Annotated in this window: 20 protein-coding genes; 11 read left to right on the top strand and 9 right to left on the bottom strand. The window is 65.8% G+C overall.

Going from position 1 to position 22,111, the window contains the following annotated elements; translation table 11 throughout:
• Window positions 1-14: 14 nt before the first annotated feature.
• The 6 genes from C8J42_RS18250 to C8J42_RS18230 all read left to right on the top strand — a co-directional run bounded on the left by C8J42_RS18250 (window position 15) and on the right by C8J42_RS18230 (window position 6,783).
• A complete protein-coding gene (locus C8J42_RS18250; RefSeq protein ID WP_133021253.1) occupies window positions 15-1,118 on the top strand; it encodes an LLM class flavin-dependent oxidoreductase in 1,104 nt (367 codons plus the stop codon).
• Window positions 1,118-2,137 carry an ABC transporter substrate-binding protein gene (locus tag C8J42_RS18245; protein WP_133021252.1) on the top strand — a complete coding sequence of 340 codons (1,020 nt, stop codon included), beginning with the start codon at window positions 1,118-1,120 and terminating at the stop codon, window positions 2,135-2,137. Before C8J42_RS18250 ends, C8J42_RS18245 begins: the two co-directional genes overlap by 1 nt.
• Window positions 2,138-2,253: 116 nt before the next feature.
• Complete coding sequence (locus C8J42_RS20555; protein WP_243644597.1) at window positions 2,254-3,240, top strand: TonB-dependent receptor plug domain-containing protein; 987 nt, start codon at window positions 2,254-2,256, stop codon at window positions 3,238-3,240.
• On the top strand, window positions 3,168-4,787 hold the full coding sequence (locus tag C8J42_RS20550) for a TonB-dependent receptor (RefSeq protein WP_347812419.1): 1,620 nt from the start codon (window positions 3,168-3,170) through the stop codon (window positions 4,785-4,787). Before C8J42_RS20555 ends, C8J42_RS20550 begins: the two co-directional genes overlap by 73 nt.
• Window positions 4,784-6,115, top strand: coding sequence for an LLM class flavin-dependent oxidoreductase (locus C8J42_RS18235; protein ID WP_243644596.1), 1,332 nt, complete (start codon window positions 4,784-4,786; stop codon window positions 6,113-6,115). The genes C8J42_RS20550 and C8J42_RS18235 overlap by 4 nt, the downstream gene beginning before the upstream one ends.
• An 11-nt stretch (window positions 6,116-6,126) precedes the next feature.
• The gene (locus tag C8J42_RS18230; RefSeq protein ID WP_133021251.1) at window positions 6,127-6,783 is read left to right on the top strand and encodes a peroxiredoxin-like family protein; all 657 of its coding nucleotides are present in this window, start codon (window positions 6,127-6,129) and stop codon (window positions 6,781-6,783) included.
• 87 nt (window positions 6,784-6,870) lie between these two features.
• On the opposite strand, the gene C8J42_RS18225 is transcribed toward C8J42_RS18230, so the two are convergent.
• Entirely contained in the window at window positions 6,871-7,299 is a 429-nt protein-coding gene (locus C8J42_RS18225; protein WP_133021250.1) for a heme-binding protein, read from the bottom strand.
• Window positions 7,300-7,563: 264 nt separating this feature from the next.
• Here C8J42_RS18225 and C8J42_RS18220 point away from each other — a divergent pair, with 264 nt between their 5' ends.
• The 3 genes from C8J42_RS18220 to C8J42_RS18210 all read left to right on the top strand — a co-directional run bounded on the left by C8J42_RS18220 (window position 7,564) and on the right by C8J42_RS18210 (window position 10,494).
• On the top strand, window positions 7,564-8,439 hold the full coding sequence (locus tag C8J42_RS18220; protein WP_207897175.1) for a TauD/TfdA family dioxygenase: 876 nt from the start codon (window positions 7,564-7,566) through the stop codon (window positions 8,437-8,439).
• A gap of 53 nt (window positions 8,440-8,492) precedes the next feature.
• Window positions 8,493-9,740: an MFS transporter gene (locus C8J42_RS18215; protein WP_207897174.1), complete on the top strand. Its 1,248-nt coding sequence runs from the start codon at window positions 8,493-8,495 to the stop codon at window positions 9,738-9,740.
• A gap of 184 nt (window positions 9,741-9,924) precedes the next feature.
• Complete coding sequence (locus C8J42_RS18210) at window positions 9,925-10,494, top strand: alpha/beta hydrolase (protein WP_207897173.1); 570 nt, start codon at window positions 9,925-9,927, stop codon at window positions 10,492-10,494.
• Window positions 10,495-10,732: 238 nt separating this feature from the next.
• On the opposite strand, the gene C8J42_RS18205 is transcribed toward C8J42_RS18210, so the two are convergent.
• The 7 genes from C8J42_RS18205 to C8J42_RS18175 form a co-directional block, all read right to left on the bottom strand.
• Complete coding sequence (locus C8J42_RS18205) at window positions 10,733-12,196, bottom strand: DUF389 domain-containing protein (RefSeq protein WP_133021246.1); 1,464 nt, start codon at window positions 12,194-12,196, stop codon at window positions 10,733-10,735.
• Between the two features lie 505 nt (window positions 12,197-12,701).
• Window positions 12,702-13,331, bottom strand: coding sequence for a DUF4198 domain-containing protein (locus tag C8J42_RS18200; RefSeq protein ID WP_133021245.1), 630 nt, complete (start codon window positions 13,329-13,331; stop codon window positions 12,702-12,704).
• A 14-nt stretch (window positions 13,332-13,345) separates the two neighbouring features.
• On the bottom strand, window positions 13,346-13,627 hold the full coding sequence (locus C8J42_RS18195) for a DUF3325 domain-containing protein (protein WP_133021244.1): 282 nt from the start codon (window positions 13,625-13,627) through the stop codon (window positions 13,346-13,348).
• Window positions 13,624-15,249, bottom strand: a complete 1,626-nt coding sequence (locus C8J42_RS18190; RefSeq protein WP_243644595.1) for a PepSY-associated TM helix domain-containing protein — start codon at window positions 15,247-15,249, stop codon at window positions 13,624-13,626. The genes C8J42_RS18195 and C8J42_RS18190 overlap by 4 nt, the downstream gene beginning before the upstream one ends.
• Window positions 15,216-15,530, bottom strand: a complete 315-nt coding sequence (locus tag C8J42_RS18185) for a hypothetical protein (RefSeq protein WP_133021242.1) — start codon at window positions 15,528-15,530, stop codon at window positions 15,216-15,218. The genes C8J42_RS18190 and C8J42_RS18185 overlap by 34 nt, the downstream gene beginning before the upstream one ends.
• Entirely contained in the window at window positions 15,527-17,812 is a 2,286-nt protein-coding gene (locus C8J42_RS18180) for a TonB-dependent siderophore receptor (protein WP_243644594.1), read from the bottom strand. The genes C8J42_RS18185 and C8J42_RS18180 overlap by 4 nt, the downstream gene beginning before the upstream one ends.
• Window positions 17,813-18,128: 316 nt before the next feature.
• Window positions 18,129-19,040 (bottom strand): LysR family transcriptional regulator, encoded by a 912-nt coding sequence (locus C8J42_RS18175; protein ID WP_133021241.1) that lies wholly within the window; start codon window positions 19,038-19,040, stop codon window positions 18,129-18,131.
• A gap of 106 nt (window positions 19,041-19,146) precedes the next feature.
• On the opposite strand from C8J42_RS18175, the gene C8J42_RS18170 reads away from it, so the two are divergent.
• Window positions 19,147-20,511, top strand: a complete 1,365-nt coding sequence (locus tag C8J42_RS18170; protein ID WP_133021240.1) for an alpha/beta fold hydrolase — start codon at window positions 19,147-19,149, stop codon at window positions 20,509-20,511.
• 25 nt (window positions 20,512-20,536) lie between these two features.
• A complete protein-coding gene (locus C8J42_RS18165; RefSeq protein WP_133021239.1) occupies window positions 20,537-21,394 on the top strand; it encodes an alpha/beta hydrolase in 858 nt (285 codons plus the stop codon).
• 199 nt (window positions 21,395-21,593) lie between these two features.
• Here the strand turns inward: C8J42_RS18165 and C8J42_RS20380 are convergent.
• Window positions 21,594-22,111: hypothetical protein (locus tag C8J42_RS20380; protein ID WP_207897172.1), on the bottom strand; the 518-nt coding region annotated here is incomplete at its 5' end.

The following is a 22,111-nucleotide window of genomic DNA, read 5'->3' as shown; positions in this document are numbered from 1 at the left end:
ACAGGAGACACGTCATGCCCGTCAAGTTCATCGGCTATATCGGTTTCAACGACGCGTCCGAGATCCACGGCGTCGGCAAGGCGCGCGGGCTCGACAAGGCCTATGTCGAGGCCGCCGCGATCGCGCAGGAAAAGGGTGGCTTCGACCGCGTCCTGATCCCGTTCGGCTCCGACAGCCCTGAAAGCCAGATCGTCGCCGCGCACGTCGCCGCGATCACGACCAAGCTCGGTTTCCTGATCGCGCACCGCCCGGGCTTTACGCAGCCAACGCTCGCCGCGCGTCAGCTGGCGACGCTCGACCAGCTTTCCGGCGGCCGCGTCGCGGTCCACATCATCACCGGCGGCGCGGACAGCGAGATGGCGCGCGACGGCGATCATTCGGTGAAGGACGATCGCTACGCGCGCACCGACGAATATCTGGAGATCCTTAAGCAGGAATGGTCGTCGGCCACGCCGTTCGACCATGACGGGCGCTTCTACAACGTCCGCCAGGCGTTCAGCCAGATCAAGCCGGCCAACCTGCCCGTGTTCTTTGGCGGATCGTCACCTGCCGCGATCGATGTCGCCGGACGTCACGCCGATGTCTACGCGCTGTGGGGCGAAACGCAGGCGCAGGTCCGCGAGGCGGTCGGCACGATCCGCCACGCCGCCGCGCGCTATGGCCGCAGCCCTGGCTTCTCGCTGTCGCTGCGCCCGGTGATCGCCGATACCGAGGAAGCGGCATGGAAGAAAGCCGACCAGATCGTCGAAAGGGTCCGCGACCTGCGCGTGTCGGCCGGTGCCGCGACCAGCGGTCACGCGCCACCGAACGCCGGTTCGCAGCGGCTCCTCAAGACGGCGAGCCAGGGCTACCGCGTCGACAAGCGGCTGTGGACCGGGGTGGCGGCGCTCGGCGGTGCGCAGGGCAATTCGACCGGACTGGTCGGCACGCCCGAACAGGTCGCGGACGCGATGCTCGATTATTACGACCTCGGCATCGACCATTTCCTGATCCGCGGCTTCGAGCCGTTGCAGGACGCGATCGACTATGGCCGCGACCTGCTGCCGGTCGTCCACGAACTGATCGCCGCACGCGATGCCGAACGCGACCTCGTCGAACCGCAGCGGGCTGTAGGCTGATGCCGGACTGGACGGACGACGAGGGGGTGGCTTCGACGCCACCCCCGCCCAAGGAAGGCCTGAAGCGATGGTGGCCGTTACTGCTCGCGGCCGTGCTCGCGGCAGGTCTGTACGCGTGGCTGGGACGCGGCACCGCAAGCGGCGATGTATTGCACGTCGGCAGCCAGCGCGGCGGAACCAAGGCGCTGATGCTCGCATCTGGTGCACTCGACGGCGCACCCTACCGCGTGGAATGGTCCGAATTCCCCGCCGCGCAGAATTTGCTGGAGGCGATCGGCGCAGGCGCGGTGGATGTCGGGATGGTCGGCGACGCACCGTTCCAGTTCGCTTACCAGAGTGGCAGCCCGATCAAGGCGGTGGCCGTGCAATCCGCCACCTCGCGGCCGCGCGAGAGCCTCGCGATCCTGGTGCCGGCGCAGTCGCGGATCGTCGATGCCGGCGGACTACGCGGCAAGCGGGTCGCGACGACCCGCGGGTCGGTCGGCCACTACCTGCTTCTCCGCGCACTCGATGCGAAGGGGCTCAAGCCCACCGACGTGCTCCTCACCTTCCTTGCGCCCGGCGATGCCAAGGCGGCATTCGACACCGGCTCGATCGATGCCTGGTCGATCTGGTCGCCCTATAGCGGAGCGGCGTTAGCACAGGGCGCTCGGGTCGTCGCGGATGGCGCCGATTATCTCAGCGGCTATGCCTTCGATGCTGCGAACGCGACAACGGCGGTCAGCAAGCAGGCGATCCTGAAGGATTTTCTCCAACGCGAAACCCGTGCGCTCGACTGGGCGCGCGCGCATCCCGATGCCTATGCCGCAGTGCTCGCCAGGGAAACCGGCCTGCCGCTGACGATCGCGCTGTTCCACGCCAAGCATCTTCCGATGGCGCGGGTACCCGTCGATGCTACGGTAAAGGCAGAGGAGCGTGACGTGGTCGCGCAGTTCCGCAAGGCCGGCGCGCTGGCCGGCAATCGGCCGCTCGACGATGCGTATCTCCCGCTCGACCAGGGGACGAACAATGCGCGGTAAGCTCCGAATGCGGGCCTGACCCGCTAGCGGCCCCCGCCGCCCGACCAATCGTTTTTATCTGGCGCGCGCCCGCTTCGGCGGGACCGGAGACGCGCGCCTTGCTCACGGACATCATCATGACATCGACCTCCCGCCTACTCGCCGGTGTCGCCCTAGCGACCTTCGCTCCACCCGCCTTCGCGCAAGAGGCACCGCCTGCCGCCGCCACGACCTTGACCACGCCCGATACAGGCGGTGGCGCCGACGACACGATCGTCGTGACTGGCGTCCGCGGTGGCCAGGCGCGGACCGTCGCCGACAGCCCGGTGCCGATCGACGTCATCAGCCGCCGCGAGTTGCAGGCGACCGGCCGCACCGGGCTGAAGGAGATTCTCGGCAACATCGTGCCCTCGCTGACGATGCCCGCGCTCGGCGGCGGTGGTACCTCGGCGAGCGTCAAGCCGATCGCGATCCGCGGGCTCTCGGGCGATTACCTGCTCGTGCTGGTCAACGGCAAACGCCGCCACACCACCTCGCTGATCAACAACCTCTCGCGCATCTCGGGCGGCTCGACCCCGGTCGATATCGACCTGATCCCGACCAACGCGGTCGGCCGCATCGAAGTGCTCCGTGACGGCGCCGCCGCGCAATATGGCTCGGACGCGGTGTCCGGCGTCATCAACATCATCCTCGACGACGCACCCAAGGGCGGCCGCTTCTCGATCACCGGCGGCCAGCAATATTCGAAGGGTGCGCCGCTGCTACAGACCGATCTCAGCTACGGCACAGCGCTCGGCGAAGGCGGGTTCTTCCGCGCAGCGGTCGAAGCGAAATACCATGATCGCGCGGACTCCTCGGCCGACGCCGTGCCGCGGATTCTGCCGCTGGTGAACGGCCAGCCGGACCCGCGCGAGGCGACGCTCGATCATGTCTATGCCGGTGGTTATGGCCGGTCGAACCGCGACAAGATGATCAACGGATCGTACAATGCCGAGCTACCGGTTGGCGATACGCTGCGGCTCTACAGCTTCTCGACGCTGAGCTACGTGACATCAGGGACGCGCGCGGCGCGTATATCCCCTCCCCCACCGGCTTTGGTGGCCAAGCCAACACCAACGGCCTAAACGTCTTGCCCCAGCTCTACCCGACCGGCTTCCAGGCCTATCGCCGGATCAAGGAAACCGATTTCCAGCTAACCGGTGGTGCGAAGGGCGAGCTTGCCGGCTGGACCTGGGACCTGAGTTCGAGCTTCGGGCGCGACCGCGTCTGGCTCGGCGTGGAGAACACGCTGAACCCCTCGATCGGGCCGACCAGCCCGAAGAGCTTCTACATGGGCACGCAGATCCAAGACCTGTGGGTCAACAATCTCGACCTCACCCGCGACGTATCGATCGGCCTCGCCAAGCCACTGTCGATCTCGATCGGCGCCGAGCATCGCTGGGAACGCTTTCAGTCGCGCGCCGGCGAGCCCGACAGCTACCGCAACGGCGGCTACCAGATCCCCGTAGATACGACGCCGTTCGGGCAGCTCTATGGCGGCCGCTATCCGTCGCCGGGCCTCGTGTCGTTCACCGGCACCTCGCCCGCCGACGCCGCCTCGCTCAGCCGCAATAATCTGGCCGGTTATGTCGATCTCTCGACCAACGTCACCGAGGCGTGGTTCGTCGGCGTGGCCGGTCGGTTCGAGCATTATGACGACAGCGCCGGCAACACCGTCAGCGGCAAGATCTCGACGCGCTACGAACTTGCGTCCGGCCTTGCCATCCGCGGCGGCGTCAACACCGGCTTCCGCGCACCGTCGCTGGCGCAGACCGGATTTTCCACCACGCAGAACACGACGACGGTGATCGGCAACACGCCCGTCTCGACGATTGCGAAGTTCCTGCCGGTGAACAGCGCCGCGGCGATCGCGCTGGGTGCGCAGTCGCTGAAGCCGGAAAAGTCGCTCAACTACACGGCGGGCGTCACCTACGAAGCTGGCGCGCTGCGCCTCACGCTCGATGCGTATCAGATCCGTGTCGACGACCGCATCGTCAAGACAGAGTTCCTCGGCACCGCGGCGAACGGCGGCACCGCGATCCGCGACATCCTGATCGCCAACGGGGTAACCGGCGTCGACAGCGCGCAGTTCTTCACCAACGCGATCGACACGCGCACGCGCGGTATCGACGCGGTCGCCGAATACACGCTACGCACGTCGAGCCTTGGTGCGTTCCGGTTGAGCGCCGCCTACAGCTACAACAAGACCAAGATCCTCAATATCGCCGACAATCCCGCCGCGCTCAGTTCGCTGAACGTCGTGCTATTCGGCCGCCAGGCGCAGCGCGATCTGGTGGTGGCATTGCCGCGAACCAAGCTGGTGCTGACCAACGACTGGTCGCTCGGCCGCGTCCATGCCCTCGCCCGCGCAACCCGCTTTGGCCGCTATATCGAGTCCAGCAACGTCGCGACCGGCGACCGGACCTTCGGCGGCAAGTGGGTGGCCGATCTCGACATCGGCTACGACCTGACCGACCGCGTCACGCTCGCGGTCGGCGCCAACAACCTGTTCGACACCTACCCAGATCGCAACGGCCTGATCGCCGCCGACGGCAGCGGTGCCTATGGCGGGTTCGCGCCGTTCGGGCTCAGTGGCGGCTCCTATTACGCCCGCGTCGGGGTGTCGCTGTGACCCGTCAGATGCACCTTGCGCTGTTCGTCACCGCCGACGGTATCCACCACGGCGGCTGGCGTCATCCGCAGGCGAGCGACGCGGACCAGGGCTTCGGTTTCTACCGCCGCCTCGCCGCACAGGCCGAAGCCGCCAAGCTCGACATGCTATTCGTCGCCGACAAGCTGGCGGTCGATGACCTCTACGGGAACCACTTCGCAACGACGGTCCGCTACCGCGCGTCACGCGGGACGGAGCCGCTCACGCTGCTGTCGGCGCTTGCGGTCACGACCGAGCGTATCGGCCTCGGCGGGACGATCTCGACCAGCTATACCGAGCCCTATCACGTCGCCCGAATGTTCGCGTCGATCGACCATCTCAGCGGCGGCCGCGCGGCATGGAACGCGGTCACCTCGGTCAGCGACGCCGAAGCGCATAATTTCGGCCGCGCCGAGCATTATGACCACGCCACGCGCTACGACCGCGCCGCCGAATATCTCGATGTCGTACGCCGGCTTTGGGATACGTGGGAGGAGGACGCGATCGCTCCCGACAAGGGTGCCGGCATCTATGGCGATCCGGCGAAGGTCCATTACGCCGATCATGCGGGCAAGTGGTTCGACGTGAAGGGCCCGCTGTCGCTGCCGCGTCCGCCGCAGGGTCACCCGGTGCTGATCCAGGCCGGCGCATCCGGCGCGTTTCAGGATCTCGCGACGCGCAACGCCGAAGTGGTGTTCGCGGTCTTTCCCGACATCGATCGCGCCAAGGCGGGATATCGCAGCTTCAAGGACGATGTCGCCGCCGCCGGACGATCGCCGGACGCGGTGAAGATCCTCCCCGGCATGGTCCCGATCATCGCCGACAGCGACGATGCCGCCGCCGACCTGCTCGGCGAACTCGACGCGCTGGTCGAACCGCTGGCGGGGCTCAGCTTCATGTCCGGGAGCATGAATTACGACCTCGCCGGCCACGCGCTCGACGAGCCTGTTCCCGACATCCGCGACCTTATCCGGGGCAGCAAGGGCCGGTTCCACTACGTCATCGGCAAGGCGATCGATGAAGGCTGGACGTTGGGTGAACTCGGCCGTTGGTACGGCTCCAGCCTGTCGTTCGCCAAGATGGTCGGCAGCCCGCGCACCGTCGCCGACGAGATGGAACGCTGGCTCGTCGAAGAAGCCTGCGACGGGTTCATCGTCATGCCTGCGTTCATGCCGGCCGGCGTCGACCGGATGCTGCGCGACGTCGTGCCGTTGCTCCAGTCACGCGGTGTCTTCCGCCACGACTACGCGGCATCGACGTTGCTCGGCCATCTCGGACTCGATCGCCCCGCCAACAGCTTTCACTTCTGAGGAGACCGTTCATGACCGAATCCGTCCGCGCCGCGCTTGGTGCATTGCAAGACGAGCGTGACCATAGCTGGACGCCGACGCAGTTGGATCTGAACGCCAGCCAGCGACGCGAACTCGTCATCGGCTTCGATGGGTCGCGCACGATCAAGGTCGGCGATCCGATGCCAAACTTCGCGCTGGAAGCTGTGAATGGTACGACGATACGACTGGATAGCCTGATCGCCACTGGTCCCGCCGTGCTGATCTTCTTCAGATTCGCCGGCTGCCCCGCGTGCAACGTCGCACTACCGGTCTATCAGCGCGTGCTCTGGCCGACCTTGCGCGAACTGGGTGTCCCGCTCGTCGCGATCAGCCCGCAGATTTCTTCGAAACTCTCGGAGATACAGCGGCGCCACGCGCTCGACTTCACCATAGCGACCGACCGCGACAACCATCTCGCACGCCAACTCGGCATCACCTTCGAAGCCAATTCGGCAACCCGGCAGGCCGCGTCAACACCCTTGGGCGAGGTGACCGGGACCGGCACGTGGGAGCTGCCTTTCCCAACGGCCCTTGTGGTCGACGAAACAGGCGTTGTTGCATGGTCGGATGTAACGCCGGACTGGATGAAGAGAACCGAGGCCGACGCCATCATCGACGCCGTCCGATCAATCATCACCCAAATCTAGAATGCCTGAAAAATGGCAGCGATGCCATGGTTTGCACATCTTGGGTCGATCGAAACGCCAGCGGTCGGCGCGAGCAATTTGCCGCGTTCACTCCAGGACCGAAAGCCCGGCCGCAGCGACGCCGGCAAGCGCGCATGCTTCGTCGTTATCCGAGGTGTCGCCGGTCACACCCACTGCCCCAACCAACTGGCCGTCTGCGTCGACGATGAGCACGCCGCCCGCCGCAGGCACGACGCCGTGCGGAGAGATGGGCCCGAGCGAGGCGATGAACGTCGGTCGCTCCGACGCCATCTCCGCGATCTTGCGACTCGACACGCCCAGCGCGAGCGCCCCGCCCGCCTTGGCCATCGCGATCTGAGGCCGCAGCGTCGACGCCTCGTCTTCACGCTGCAGCGCGACGAGATGCCCTCCGGGATCGAGCACCGCCACGCAGAGCGGCTTGAAACCGAGTTCCACCCTCCTCTCCAGCGTCGCCGTTATAATCTTGCTGGCAAGTTCGAGCGTGATGCGCACCATGCATGGTTCCTTTGTATGGACCGCTATCCCGGACGACGGGTAATCGGCATGAGGTTGGCGGGGATCATGGCCAAAGGGGGAATGCCTCTACTGCCTTCAGCGATCCACGCGGCGGCCGATTTGCGCGATTGCTGTACGCAAATATGTCCCGGTTGACCGGCCCAAACAAATGCTTTGCGGTCCACGTCGGCGGTCAATCGTTAAAACCGTCATGCGGCAGTCGACCGTCGTCGACTGCGAACGTGCGATTATGGAGTACGGATGATGGGCGATCTTCTGGCGAGCCGATTTGGCCTCGACGTGGTCAAGACGGGAATGGGCGTCGGCGCGGAGGTTCGGGGTATCGATCTTCGGACGCTCGATGATCGGCAGTTCGCCGACCTGCACCAGGCCTGGCTCGACAATCTGGTCCTGCTCGTCCGCGACCAATCGCTGTCGGACGCGGACCTGATCGCCTTCAGCCGCCGGTTCGGGGACCTCGATCTCGCACCCATCCAGGAGACCGGCCGCCGCTTCGTCGAGGGACTGCCCGAACTCTATGTCGTCTCGAACGTGGTCGAGGGCGGCGTCCCGATCGGCAGCCTCGGGAATGGCGAGGCGGTCTGGCACACCGACATGTCCTATGTCGAAGTCCCGCCTCAGGCGAGCGCGCTCTATGCGCTGGAGGTGCCACCGACGGGCGGCAATACGAGCTTCGTCGATATGTACGCCGTGTACGAGTCTCTGCCCAATGACCTGAAGGCGCGCATCGCCGGACGCCGCGTCAAGCACGACGGCACCTACAATAGCGGCGGTTTCCTACGCCAAGGCGTCACGCCGAGCGACGATCCGCGCGAGGCTCCGGGCAGTCTGCACCCGTTGGTCTACACGCATCCCGAAACCGGTCGCCCCGCGCTGTATCTCGGCCGCCGCCGTAATGCCTATATCGATGGTCTGGATCTGGCCGAATCCGAAGCGCTGCTCGACGCGCTTTGGGAGCATGTCGATGGCGACCGGTTTGGCTGGAGCCATCAATGGCGCAAGGGTGACCTGGTGCTGTGGGACAATCGCTGCACGATGCACCGGCGTGATGCGTTCGATCCTGCCGCACGGCGCGTGATGCACAGGACCCAGATCAAGGGGACGGGTCGACCTGCATGACGGGCCATGGCCTGAGCCGGTCCGAGGCGGTCGCCCGTCACGTCCCGCGGTGGATGAGCATCCCCAACCGCATCCTCGCGGTGCTCTGCCTGATGTATATGGTCCTTTACATCGACCGGGTGAACCTGGCGACGGTGGGCCCGCGGATGACCGCCGAACTGGGGATGAGCAACACCCAGTTCGGCCTGGCGATCTCCGCCTTTTCCTATCCCTATGCACTGATCCAGCTATTCGGCGGTCGGGTCATCGACCGCTTCGGGCCGCGACGCATGCTGCTGATCTGCGGTGCGATCGTCTGCGTGGCGACGGTGGCGACCGGGCTGGTGGGCGGGATGGCATCGCTGTTCGCCCTGCGTCTCGCGCTCGGCATCGGCGAGGGGTTTGCTTTCCCTGCTGCGACACGCGCCATGGCGACATGGCTGCCACCGGCGCGCTGGGGCTTTGCTCAAGGGATCACGCACGCCGCCGCACGACTCGGCAATGCGCTGACCCCGCCGCTGCTGGTCGGACTGATGGCGCTCGTATCCTGGCGCGGGGCATTCGTGGTGCTTGGACTGGCGAGCGCGGTCTGGGTCATCCTGTGGCTCGTGGTCGCGCGGGAGAACCCGGAACGCCATCCCGGCATGTCCGACGAGGAACGCGCCGAACTGGCCCCGGCCGCACAACAGGCTGCCACCACGCCTCCCGTTCCGTGGTGGCGGCTCGCGCGGAGGATCGCGCCCGTCACCGCCGTCGATTTCTGCTATGGCTGGACGCTCTGGGTGTTCCTGACGTGGCTCCCTTCGTTCTTCTTCAAGAATTTCGGGCTCGACCTGAAGCACTCGGCGCTGTTTTCGGGCGGCGTGCTGCTGGGCGGCGTGGTCGGCGACTGGGTCGGTGGAGCGGCCAGTGACTATATCTACCGCAGGACCGGCAGCCTGCAGGCGGCGCGGCGCAATCTGATCATCGTAGGGATGATCGGTGCTTTCATATTTCTCGTGCCTGTCGTCCTCACCCACGACCTGACGACGGTCGCCCTGTGCCTGTCGCTCGCGTTCTTCTTTTCCGAGGTGGTGGTGGCGCCGATCTGGGCCGTCCCGATGGACATCGCGCCGCAATATGCAGGTACCGCCAGCGGCATGATGAACTTCGGCTTCGGCATCGCCGGTATCCTTTCTCCGCTGGTGTTCGGCGCGGCGGTCGACCTGACGGGAAGCTGGTCGATCCCGTTCTGCGCATCGCTGGCGCTACTCTTGGTCGGCGCCGGTCTGTCGTTCTTCATGCACCCGGAAAGGCCTTTTCAAGCGGACGGCGCTCGCTGAGTCCAGCGGGAAAAGGCCGATTTGCATAGTTTCGTGACCAATGCGGTTATATCACGTGAAATCCGATCGCCCTGATTTCTACCGAGACCCAAGATAGAACGGTCTGGCGCGTATCCGAGAAGCTGCATTGCGTCGTCGACCGGAAGAAGGCAGCTTAGGCATTCACGGAAAGGTAGACCGGATTGTGTCTGTTGCCGTCCTGGATAGCCCTCGGCTGACGCTCGTCGCGCTCGTCCCTGACAATGCTGTCTCGATATTCGGGCGGTTCCGGGAGTTTCCGCGGTTTGGCGATGCACAGCATATCGCTGTTCGCAGCCGTACCGCTGCCGAGCGAACGGCGCTGGCGGCGCGGATCGATGCCGCCGTATCGGCGTCCGATCGTGCCGTCATGCTCCTGGCGCAGGGCAGTGCCTGCGCGGCCGCCGCATGGTGGGCGCGACTGTCGCCGAAAGCCTATACCGCGAACGTTGCCGGCGCCCTGTTGGTCGCCCCCGAAGGCACGAGCTTGCACCAGCGTCATTTCGCGGCGCCGAAGATCGGCCTGCCCTTCCCATCGATCGTCGTCGGCGCCGATGACGAAGCGCAGCGCCTGGGCGTGGAATGGGGCAGTCGCCTTATCGATGGCCCGCTCCTGAGCGCGGCGACGGCGCCGACCAATCGCCTGCGCGCCATCATCGAACGCTTCACGTCCGCAGTGGTCGAGCGCGACGTGGTTGCCGCGTATCGGATCATCCAGGCGATCGGGGACGCCTAGCTGGACGCCGGCCGGCAAGTGAGACCGGCCGAACGTCTGGCAATGTGAGCGCCTTGTCGGAAATCACCATACTTCGTGTTTGGGGTCGGCGCGCTCGCGTATCTTCGTGACGAAGCAAACATATCCCAGCCGCGCACCTTCGCTTGCTTTCAATTCCTATTAATCGCTGCGGATACAGCACGCCGTTCAGGTGATTGATCCTGACGACCTTGCCGTGTTCGAGCGGACCTATGCGCAGCTATGGCCTGCGCTCGCCTGATTCAGACGCAGAGGGATCCGTCTCGACCGACCATACCAGTCGCAGGCGACCGCCCGCCGGGCCAGGGGCCGCCCTGCCTCCTCGATCGACGATACCTTGCGCGATTGCCGTGCGCTGCCGCAGGGTCCCGCCCAGCACATCGACCGTCCGGGACAGCCGAGCCGATACCCAGCCTGCTTCGCCGAGCGCTTGATCGTCAATGACGCCGGATTTGATCGCTACGTCCGGCAAGGTGACATCGCTCGGCGGACCGAGAATGACATGCCAGTCCGCGACCGCTGCGTCCGCACGACGTTCCAGAGCGCGATATCCGGCGACGCCCAGACCGGTAAGGGGCGCTGCCGTCGCGCGGATAGTTCGCCCCGCTGAATCGAACTGCACGGATGAAACGGGACTGCCTGCAATAAGCGCAACGTCCGCGATTGCACGATCACGCTCGCGCGCGACGCGCAGCGCATCGCCATTGCCCGCCCGCGCGATCTGCGCAGCCTCGACCGCCCCGGTTTCGGGTGAGATGCGCACCTGATCAACATGGACATCGACCGGCCGCGACAATCGTTGGCGAAGGTCCGCCGCAAGCTTACGATCCGCTCCCGGTTCGATCCGCGGCGTCAGCATGACCGCGCGAACACGTACCGGGTTCGCACCATGGTCAATCTCAACCTGGCTCAGTCGCGCGCCGGGTGGAAAGTCCTCACCCAGCGCATCGCGCACCTGCCGCTGTGCGACCGCCTCGAACGCAATTCGACGCAGACCGGTCCCCAGGGGAATGGACAGGACCCCTATCGCGACGGCGAACAGTACGAGTTGCCAGCCGGTATGGTGCGGTGAAAGATGGCCGCCGAAACCGTAACAGCGCGCGACGAGCGCGGCGGTCAGCGCGATGGTGATGGCATTGGTGAGGAACAGCAACAACGCGCCCGAGAACACCACCCAGTTCCACGTCGCGATACCGAACCCGACCACGACCAGCGGCGGCATCAAGGCGATGGCGATCGCCACGCCCACGACCGTACCCCCGCGCCCGCGGATCAGGGCATAGCCGCCCGCGATCGCTGAAAGCAACGCGACAAGCAGGTCGAACAGCGTCGGCTGCGTCCGCCCGGCGATCTCGCTCGTGATCGTCTGGATCGGCGAGAGCAGGATCAGCACGACCGACAGCGCGACCGCGATAGAAGCCCCCAAGGTCAACGCGGTCGCCGCCCGGCGTATCTCGTCGAAGTCGAGCGTCGCAATGCCGAAGCCCAGGCCGATGATCGGCATCATCAACGGTGACAGCAACATGGCGCCGATCAGCACCGCGACCGAGGGCATCAGCAGCCCGAGCAGCGAGATCGCGGCCGAAATGACGATCAGGAAGGCATAGCGCCCCGACCACCCCGCCTCCTCCGCGATCTGTCGAAGGACGCCGTCATGATCGACGTCTTCGGTTGCCTTGGCCATCCACGCCCGAGGAAGCGCAACGAATTTTGCTGGATACAGGTGGATCGGGTCGTCTCCGTCATCGTCGCTGGTACAGTTTTTTGCGCTTACCGGTTAGCTGGCCACATCGGCAATGAACGCGATCGCGAAGACGAATAGCATGAGCGGCTGCCCGGAGGTTCAGATCGCAGTCCACGCATGAACTCCAATACCATGTACCGTGGCAATGTTACCGCGTCAGCAGCCAGACAGAGGTCCTTTTCCAACCACGATTCAGTTACGCTGATCGCTGGCTCCAAGCTTGTTCGCGCGGACCCACAAGCCGACATTCGCAGCCTGTTATCAGCTACCCAATATCGACCATTCATTCATCGGACCGATGGGCAGCACTCGCTCACCAAACCGTTACATAGGCGGTTTGACGCGTTCACCGATGAAAACCCCTCGATTGAGGGTCCGGCCGCGATTGGTGAGAGGTCTTGATATAGAACGCAGTGCCCGTTCGTTGCGCGACAACGTCACCATTCTAGTGCACGACGTACGAGGTCGTCGTGATGCGGTACACGGTCTGTGCAACGCCGTCCGGAAGCGAAATCGGGCCATTCTCCTTGGCGGTGGCGACCAGAAGATGGCGTCCCGGCTTGGCGATACCCGTGTCGATCATACCCGCGGCATCGGTCGTGAGTTCGATCTTCGAACGATCGGGCGCGTACATCGTGACGGTGGCAGCGGGCATTGGCTTGCCGGAGCGGGTCAGTACAAACCGCGATCCGTTCGCGGTGATCGGCGCGAGTTCGAACGGCAGCTTGGCCTGCGCCTCGACACGGCCGGCGCGCGCGTAATAGACTACGCCCTCCTTCCTCCCGTCCTGCCCCCAAAGCGCGAACACCGAATCGTCCCACGCGCGCACGTCGCCTGCCGGCAGGTTCGTTTCGAGGAAGCCGGTGCGCCGCGTCAGTACCGCGCTTGGCTGAGCGAGTATCCGCGGCGCTTTCAGCTTGGCGAATTCGGGATCGCCGCCGGCGGGCATCGGCTCGCCCGGCTCTCCCAGATAAATGCGTGCGGGGCCGGTGCCATCGCGTTCGATCCAGATTTCGTGTGCGTACGCGGTCGAGGGGAGGCAGAAAATGAATGCTGCGATCAATGGGAAACGCATAATCGAAGTCCTTTCTAGCGCCGCGCGTCGCGTGCGGGAATGAAGTTGAGGGCGAGGAAGGCGATCCCGGCACCGGCCATGATCGCGCCCGCCCACAGAATCGGTCCGAAGATCCAGCCTCGGGCGAGCATCGCGGGGACCACGCTGGCAATCAGCGTGAGCCAGCCACCGGTCCGCAGCATCCTGCGGCGTCTCGCCTGCGGACATGTCCCGAACCTGCGACGATGATGCGCGTCGGTGGTGAGGCCGAGCAGCGCAAACGCCGCGGTTGCGAGCAAGAGTGACAAGATGCTCATTCGGCGGGCTCCAGAACCTTGGAGGCGGTGACGGCCCTTGGGTTGCGAACGTGCTTCGCAGCAGGGCGATGGCGCGCGACGCGGCGGGCGAGCAGTAGGAAGGCGACCCCGAACACCACGATCGTCGCGTCGATGCCCGCGATCATCAGGTCGCCGATCGCCAGCGACGCGAACAGTCCGCGCTCGGTCGCGACGATGTCGTACACCGGCAACGCGACGAGCAGCACGCCGGTCGTCGCGAACAGCGCCGACCACATGCGCGCCGGCCTGACGACGAACGCCGTCACCGCGGCGACAGCCCAGGCGATGAACATCACGTGCATCTCCCAGTCCGCGCGCCCGCCGAGTGTTACCGGCAGCAGGCGGTTGGCCCAGAAGAAGCAGGCGATCCCGAGCGGGAAACCGCCGATCACCGCGACGTTGAGCCGCTCGACCAGGCGGAACCCGAAATGCGGTCGGCTCGGGTCGGGCAGGCGCTCGCGACGCTTGACGGTCCACAGCACGAGGCCGCTCGCGACCATCAGCGTTCCGGCGATCCCACACAGGAAATAGAGCCAACGGCCGCCGTCTCCTGCGAACCGTCCTGCGTGGAGCCCGATCATCGCGCCAGCGGTCTCGGCCGCCGCGCCCGGTGGCGGCGAACGCCAGACGAGGCGCCCCGTCACGCCGTCATAAGTCAATCGCGGCGTCCGCGACGACAGCATCGAACTGGCGCTCTGGCTCACCGACACGCGCGCGGCGGCATCGCCGGGATCGCTCACCTCGATGAAGCTCGCCGGTGCGCCGAGCCGGCGTTCGGCATCCGCCGCGATCCGTCGCAGGTCGACCAGCGGTGCGGGACGGCCGGTCCGCTCGACCGCCGCAGCGGTGGGAAACAGCTTTGCGAAGACGGTTTTCTGATCGGCATAATTCGCGACGACCGCCCACGGCATCAGCATCGCCATCAGCGTGACCAGCCCGGTATAGGTGATCATCAGGTGGAACGGCAGCGCCAGCACCGCGGTCGCGTTATGCCCGTCGAGCCAGGATCGCTGGCCCTTCGCGCGGCGCAAGGTGAAGAAATCCCTGAAGATCTTCTTGTGCGTGACGATCCCGCTGACGATCGCGACCAGCATCATCATCGTCGCGAACCCGACCAGCCACCGTGCCCAGATCACCGGCATGTAATGGAGATCGAAGTGGAACCGGTAGAAGAACTCCCCGCCCCGCGTCTCACGCGCCTGCGCGACCTGTCCGTCGGCGCCGATCAGCGCCTGCGTGTCGCCGCGCCCTCGCCGGCCCCGCCTACCACGCTCTTCGCCGGGCTTGGGTTGCGGCACCCAGAAGAGCTGCGCGCCGGGCGATCGTTCGGTCGCCACCGGGATGATCCAGCTCTTGGCGTCGGGCGCCTTGCCGGTAAGGAATGCCTGCGACCCGGCCAGCACGCGCATCGGCTGTTCGACGCGCGCGATCTCCGGGCGCATCCAGCGGTTCAGACCCTCGCGCCAGAACGCTATCGTGCCCGCGACGAACACGAGGAACAAGATCCAGCCGAGCAGCAGCCCGGACCACGTATGCAGGAACGCCTGCGACTGTCGAAAGCCCTTGCTCATAACCGCCCCGTCGCGTCGATCGAGATCCATGCGATCGCCGCGGCGATCCCGGCGGCGATGGCCAGCGTCCAGATCGCCTGCCAACCGCTGCGCGCTGCGAACGCCCACATCGCCGCGATCGCGCACAAGGCTAGCGCGATCAGCGCGGCAGTGACGCTCGCCTCGGCACGATCCCCCGGCAGAAGCCGCGCGATCGCCATCGCCCACAGGCTCGCCGTTGCATACGCCAGCGGCACCGCGGCGACGACGCGCAGCGCGATGTCGCCACGCCGCGCCCAGCGCGCGCGGGCATGCGCGTCGCCCGCCGTCACTCGAACGTGTACCGAAGCGTCGCGAACGCGGTACGCGGGCTGCCATAGTAATTGCCGCGACCGGTGGCGGCGATGCGCGCGTAATAGCTCTTGTCGAGCACGTTCGCGACGTTGACCGAGACACCCACCCGCTCGCTGAACTTGTACCCCGCACGCAGGTCGACCACCGCATAACCCGGCTGGCGGACGATGGTGGACCGCGTGCGTAGCGTACCGTCGGCGTTGAACACCGCCGCATTGCCGCCGAAGGTCGAGCTGAACCACGTCACGCTACCGCCCATGCTCGCGCCCGCGAGCGGCCCGTCGACCGGGGCATAGTTGGTGAACGCCTTGATCATGTGCTTGGGCACGATCGGCACCAGCGACAATCCTTCGAACGCAGCGGTCTGGTCCTCCAGATACTTGGTCTTGGTGTAGGTGTAGCCGCCGTTGATCCGCCAGCCCGGCAGGATCTCGCCGGTCGCCTCGGCCTCGATACCGCGCGCGCGGACCTTGCCGGTCTGGAGCACGACCGTCGCGATGTCGGGATCGTTGAACAACCGGTTGGTCTGCGTGATCTGGTACGCCGCCGCCGACAGCAGCAGGCGATTATTCATCAGCGAAAGCTTGGTACCCGCCTCATATTGCGCGCCGACCAGCGGCTCGATCTGCTGCCCGTCGGGACGTGCCCGACCGACCGGTGCGGCCTGCGGCGTGAAGCTGTCGGCATAGCTCGCATACAGGTTCAACTGCGACGTCACGTCCCAGACGATGCCGGCATAGGGCGTGAAGCGGTTGTCGACGCCGTAGCGCGTCGACGGTGGCAGCACGCCGCTCGGCGTCAGCAGCGTGGCCGTCGTCGTATCCCACCACGTCACGCGCCCGCCACCGATCAGCGTCAGGCCGGCGACCGGGCTCAGTCGCATCTGCCCGTAGATGCCGTATTGCTCGATGTCGGTCCCGGTGCCGCCATAGGCCTGGAGCACGCAATTGGCAGGCGCCGGCGTGATCGCGGTGCTGGAACTGGGGCAGGTCGCCCCCGTCCCCTGCACCGGATAGTAGGGCGACGCGCCATACGGGTTCAGCGGCGGCTCGAACGGCGATACCGGATTGTACACGTCGATCCGTGCATAGTTGGACAGGCGCGTGTTGTACGACGTGCCCGAACTCGCCTGGTAATCGGTGCCGAGGATCAACGTCTGGTCGCGTCCGAACAGCGGGAAACTGCCGATGCCGTTGAAGTCGAACGAGCGCGTCTGCTGCTTGCTGTCGCCGCGATAGGCGATGTGGCTGGTCGAGCCGTTGGTCGCGGTGACCGGCTGGCTGCCGATATAGCTGTAGATGTCAACGCGATCGACGTCGGTGAACAGCCCGGTTGCGCGCAGCGTCCAGCGGTCGCTGATCTTGTGCGCCAGTTCGGCGAACCCGGTCCAGGTCTCGGCATTAAAGCGGTTCCAGTCGGCGCCGAGATAGGTCGACCGCTTCACGTCGAGCAACTGGCCGTCGCTGCCGTCGGCGCCGCCGATGATGCCCGGCAGGCCCGATTGCACCGCCGGACGGAAGCGGTCGTAATAGCCGCCGACCGTCAGCGTGGTGCGCGATCCGATCTCAAGCGAGCCGACCGCGAACCCGCCGATGCGATTGCGGTGCGCGGTGGCGAAGAACTGGTCCTGGTCCTGCGCCATCGCGCCGAACCGTAAGCCCGCCTTGGTGCCGATCGGCGTCGAGACGTCGAGCTCGAAGCGTAGATTGTCGTAGCTGCCCGCGCCCGCGCTCGCCTGCATCCTGAAAGCGTCGAGTGGTCGCTTGCGCACCATGTTGATGCTGCCGGCCGGGTTACCCGAGCCGCTGAACAGGCCTGCGGGACCGCGGAGCACTTCCAGCCGGTCGTAGAAGAACAGGTCCGGCACGGCGGACGGGAAGTTGAACGCAAAGCTCGGGACGCCGTCGATCAGGTAATTCGTGATCGCGAACCCGCGCGAGAAGAACGCCGGGTCCTCGCTGCCGATGCCGTTGACGGTGATGCCGTTGGTAGCGGTCAGCGCGTCCTCGAGCGTGAACAGGTTCTGCGCCTCTATCTGCTCGCGATCGATCACGGTGATGGTGTTGGGCGTGTCCTTCAGCGGAGTCACGGTCTTGCCGACTTCGCGACCATAGCTCTTGCCGAGGACCATGATCTCGTCCGACTTCTGCGCATCGTCCGATCTGGTGGACCCTTCTACGGTCCTGGGCTCCTCGGCCGGAGCTGGCAAAGGCGCCCCGACAAACGCTGCACTCGCCAGCAATATACTCGAAAAACTCATACTGAACCCCCGTTGACGGGAGGCCTCTAGGAGAATCGCTGTTGCGAGTCACTATCAATCTAACGGTTTTGTCATAATTTGTTGAGAGTAGAATGTCTCAGCGCAGGTGCGACCAAACGCCTTTTGCGCGAGATATCGTGCAGTGTGGGCATCACTAACGAGCATCTTAATACGCACTGGCAAGCAGCTGGACCCATTCCCGGTCGCTAGCGGTCTGGTTTCGGCTCCCAGCAGCGGACATTGGTTCATCTTCCAAGTGCGCCTAGGCTCGGCCGACCGCCGCAGCAAACGTTCGCGGCCCTGCCGGTTGCGGCGGCTAAGATTGCTGGTGCTTGTGCTCGCCGTAATGCTCCGCCAAATAGTCGACGAACAAGCGCGTGCGCGCCGGCATGTTCGCCCCCCCGACGAAGACGGCGTGAAACACCTCCCGGTCGCCGGGATTGAACGGCTCCAGCAACGGTACAAGCCGCCGTTCGGCGATCGCGCGGCCGATCGCGAAATTTCCCACGCGCGCTATGCCGACGCCGTCCAGCGCCAGTTGCAGCAGCGTTTCGCCGCTATTGGCCTCGATCGTGCCGTGTACGATCATTACCTCGGTCTCGGTCTCGGTCCGGAACGGCCAAACCGGCTCGGCGCGACGGAAGTTGAAGTTAAGGCAATTGTGCTGCGCGAGATCCGCCGGCGTGCGGGGCGTTCCGCGTTCGGCGAGATAGTCGGGCGAGGCAACGATCGTGCGACCGTTGTCACCCAGTCGGCGGACCATGAGCAGGCTGTCAGGCAACGGCCCCGAACGCACTGCGACGTCCGCCTGCCCCTGCGCGACATCCACCTTCTCGTCGGACAGGTTGATGTCGATGACGATCAACGGGTGGTCGCGCGTGAACGCCTTGAGCAGCGGCACGATGCAGACGCGGCCATGCGAGACCGCGGCGCTCACCCGGATCCGGCCGCGCGGCGCGCCTTGGTCGGCGATCCCCTGCTCGACTTCGTCGAGATCGGCGAGGATCCGCCGCGCACCACCAAGGTAGGTCCTGCCCTCAGCCGTCAGGGTGAGCGCGCGCGTCGTGCGCAACAGCAGCCGTGTGCCCAGCCGCGCCTCGATCCGGTCGATCGTCCGGCTGACTCCCGACGGCGTCAGCGCGAGTTGGCGGCCCGCTGCGGAGAAACTGCCGGTAGATGCGACGGCGGCAAACACCGCGAGGTCGCGCGCACGATCGAAACTGGCCATCTTTGCTCCGGAGTCAAAAGTTCTTGCACTCCAATCTGGCTAATCACAGGACAACGATCTGTCTAGTTTTTGCCTGGGCGCATGGAGCGCCTTCAGGAGACAGACGATGACGACGCACCGCCAGCCCCGCCGCCTCGCCTTCGCCGCGGCGTCCCTGCTCAGCCTCGCGAGCACCACCGCGCTCGCGCAGAGCGCTCCGCATTTCCCCGCCAGCTTCCACCAACAGGACATCCCTACCAACGGCACCACGATCCACGTCCGCGTGGGCGGATCGGGTCCGGCGGTCGTGCTGCTGCACGGCTATGGGGACACCGGCGACATGTGGGTGCCGCTCGCCAGCGCACTCGCGCGCGACCACACGGTGATCGTGCCCGATTTGCGCGGCATGGGCCTGTCGGCGCGTGCCGACAGCGGATTCGAGAAGGCGAACGAGGCGAATGATATCGTCGGCGTGATGGATGCGCTGGGTGCAGCGCGCGCCGACGTCGTCGCGCACGATATCGGCAACATGGTCGGCTACGCGCTGGCGGCGCGACATGGCGACCGCGTGACCAAGCTGGTGTTGATGGACGCGCCGGTGCCCGGCATCGGGCCATGGGAAGATATCCTCAAGAACCCGCTGCTGTGGCACTTCCGCTTCGGCGGGCCCGACATGGAGCGGCTGGTCGCGGGCCGCGAGCGGATCTACCTCGATCGCTTCTGGAACGATTTCTCGGCCAGGCCGGCGCGTTTCACCGAAGCGGATCGCACGCATTATGCGGCGCTTTACGCTGGCCCCGGCCGCATGCATGCCGGCTTCCTGCAATTCGCCGCGTTCGACCAAGACGCGATCGACAATCGGGCGTGGATCGCCACGCACGGCAAGCTGACCATGCCGGTGCTCGCGATCGGCGGCGAGAAATCGTTCGGCGCGACCATGGCAGCGGTCACCCGTGCCGGCGCGGTCGATGTGCAGGAACGCGTCATTGCCGATGCCGGCCACTGGCTGATGGAGGAGCAACCCGATGCGACCGTCAAGGCGATCCGCGACTATCTCGACGCGCCGGTCGTCACGACGCGGGTGCGGTTCGGGCCGGTCGCGCTCTCGATCGAACAGGTCGATCGCATCGCGACGACGGGAGCCGGCACCGGCACACCGGGCATGGCCGGGATCCGCACGGTGCTGCTGTCGGGCGATCCGGCCAAGCCCGGATCCTATACGCTGGAGATCCGCGTTCCGGCGCATACCACGATCGCGCCGCACACGCACCGCGACGACCGCATGGCGACCGTGGTCTCGGGCACCTGGTACTTTGGTTATGGCGCCGATACCTCGACGACCACGATGCGCGCGCTGGGCGCCGGTGGCTTCTACACGGAGCCCGGCAAGGTGCCGCACTTCGCCGCTACCCGCGACGAGGCGGCCGTCGTCCGCATTACCGGCACCGGGCCGAGCGATACCACCTTCGTCTCCGCTGCAACACCGCGCTGATCCGCCCACGTCAAGGAGACAGGAGATGCCACAATTCTCTTCGACCACCATGCAGGTGCATGAACTCGACGGGGGTGCCGGACGGTTATTCGTCCGGCACTGGCCTGCGATCGGCACGGGCGGCGCCTCGCTGGTCCTCTGCCACGGCTTCCATGCGCATAGCGGCCATTATGCGCGTGCCGCCGAGGTGTTCGCCCAGCGCAGCTTCGCCGTCGCCGCGCTCGACCTGCGCGGCCGGGGCCGTTCTGAAGGCGCGCGCGCTTACGTCGACACGTTCGACGCGTATGTGTCGGACCTGGCTCGCGCCATCGACCTTGCGCGTTCGCTGACCCCCGGTCTGCCGGTCTACCTCCTCGGACACGGCGCCGGCGGGGCGATCGCGCTGACCTATGCGCTCGACCTTCCGCAGCGGATCGACGGCCTGATCTGCGAGAGCTTCGCCTATCGCGTGTTCACGCCCAATGTCGCGCTGACGATCCTGAAGGGCACTAGCCACATCATGCCGCACGCGCGGGTACTGCGGCTGAAGATAGCGGACTTTTCGCGCGACCCCGCCTGGGTCGAACAGCTCGAGCTGGATCCATTGGTGCGCGATGAAGTGCAACCGGTGCAGACGGTCGCGGCACTGGCGCGCGCTGCCGATCGATTGCGCGTGGACTTCGGCCGCATCGTCCTGCCCATCCTCATCCTGCACGGCACCGGGGACAAGGCGGCAAACGCGCAGGGTAGCCAAGACTTCTTCGAGGCTGCCGGTGCGAGCGACAAGACGCTCAAGCTGTACGAAGGGCATTACCACGATCTGCTCAACGATCTCGACCGGGACCGTGTCACGAACGATATCGGTAACTGGATACAGCAGCGCGCCTCCGAATTGGCCCCATGAAGATCGCTCCCGGTCACAACGCTCACACGAAGACTCCGGCATGCCCTCGATCCCCACCGGCACACCATTCCGACCCATCGAAGGACCAACACCATGAACATCGACCTCAATGGCAAGACCGTGCTCGTCGCCGGCTCGACCGAAGGCATCGGCTTCGGCATCGCGCAGGGATTGGCTCGAGCGAGCGCAACCGTGATCGTCAACGGCCGCACGCGAGGGCTAGCAGCCGTGCGCAGGAGCCTTGCGGTCGCCACTGCTGGGTCAAGGTGGTTGGCGATTTGGTAGCGTCATGCAGGATGAACGCAAAACCGCGTCGTTCCTCTTTGCCGACAGCCATGAGCAGCATGGGCGGCCCCGGCCTGATCATCAGCGAATTGCCCGGTCCGCGACCGACCTGCGTTCCCTCTGGTGTCGCTAGGCAGGTGTCGACAGTGAGTGCAAAGAACGCCTTCGGTCCCGAGTGGATGTGGACCTGGGCAGTCACGCCAGGGCTGAATACCAATCGCAGATAGTCTGCGGCCAACGTCGGCCCGCTTTCCGTGGGTAACGGCCCGATGACGGCGGCTAGGCGACCGCGCTTCGCCCACCAGTCTTTGCGTTCGATGGTGAACAGCCAGACCGCGACGGGGCGCTGAGAGCGCAGGCGTTCGAACGGTTGCGCGCGCTCATCGAGGCAGTGGTGCTGACGCCGGAAGGCGGCGATCTCGCGATCGATCT

Origin of the sequence: Sphingomonas sp. PP-CE-1A-559 (assembly GCF_004340965.1) — a bacterium.
In the GTDB taxonomy this organism is placed as follows: Bacteria; Pseudomonadota; Alphaproteobacteria; order Sphingomonadales; family Sphingomonadaceae; genus Sphingomonas.
Note: the sequence above shows the minus strand (reverse complement) of the source record. Positions and strands in the feature narration are given on the sequence as shown.

Excerpts from the sequence above, each read along its gene's own strand:
- C8J42_RS18250 (WP_133021253.1), top strand. The coding sequence starts at position 15 with ATGCCCGTCAAGTTCATCGGCTATATCGGTTTCAACGACGCGTCCGAG.
- C8J42_RS18245 (WP_133021252.1), top strand. The coding sequence starts at position 1,118 with ATGCCGGACTGGACGGACGACGAGGGGGTGGCTTCGACGCCACCCCCG.
- C8J42_RS20555 (WP_243644597.1), top strand. The coding sequence starts at position 2,254 with ATGACATCGACCTCCCGCCTACTCGCCGGTGTCGCCCTAGCGACCTTC.
- C8J42_RS18230 (WP_133021251.1), top strand. The coding sequence starts at position 6,127 with ATGACCGAATCCGTCCGCGCCGCGCTTGGTGCATTGCAAGACGAGCGT.
- C8J42_RS18225 (WP_133021250.1), bottom strand. The coding sequence starts at position 7,299 with ATGGTGCGCATCACGCTCGAACTTGCCAGCAAGATTATAACGGCGACG.
- C8J42_RS18220 (WP_207897175.1), top strand. The coding sequence starts at position 7,564 with ATGGGCGATCTTCTGGCGAGCCGATTTGGCCTCGACGTGGTCAAGACG.
- C8J42_RS18215 (WP_207897174.1), top strand. The coding sequence starts at position 8,493 with ATGAGCATCCCCAACCGCATCCTCGCGGTGCTCTGCCTGATGTATATG.
- C8J42_RS18205 (WP_133021246.1), bottom strand. The coding sequence starts at position 12,196 with ATGGCCAAGGCAACCGAAGACGTCGATCATGACGGCGTCCTTCGACAG.
- C8J42_RS18200 (WP_133021245.1), bottom strand. The coding sequence starts at position 13,331 with ATGCGTTTCCCATTGATCGCAGCATTCATTTTCTGCCTCCCCTCGACC.
- C8J42_RS18195 (WP_133021244.1), bottom strand. The coding sequence starts at position 13,627 with ATGAGCATCTTGTCACTCTTGCTCGCAACCGCGGCGTTTGCGCTGCTC.
- C8J42_RS18190 (WP_243644595.1), bottom strand. The coding sequence starts at position 15,249 with ATGGATCTCGATCGACGCGACGGGGCGGTTATGAGCAAGGGCTTTCGA.
- C8J42_RS18180 (WP_243644594.1), bottom strand. The coding sequence starts at position 17,812 with ATGAGTTTTTCGAGTATATTGCTGGCGAGTGCAGCGTTTGTCGGGGCG.
- C8J42_RS18175 (WP_133021241.1), bottom strand. The coding sequence starts at position 19,040 with ATGGCCAGTTTCGATCGTGCGCGCGACCTCGCGGTGTTTGCCGCCGTC.
- C8J42_RS18170 (WP_133021240.1), top strand. The coding sequence starts at position 19,147 with ATGACGACGCACCGCCAGCCCCGCCGCCTCGCCTTCGCCGCGGCGTCC.
- C8J42_RS18165 (WP_133021239.1), top strand. The coding sequence starts at position 20,537 with ATGCCACAATTCTCTTCGACCACCATGCAGGTGCATGAACTCGACGGG.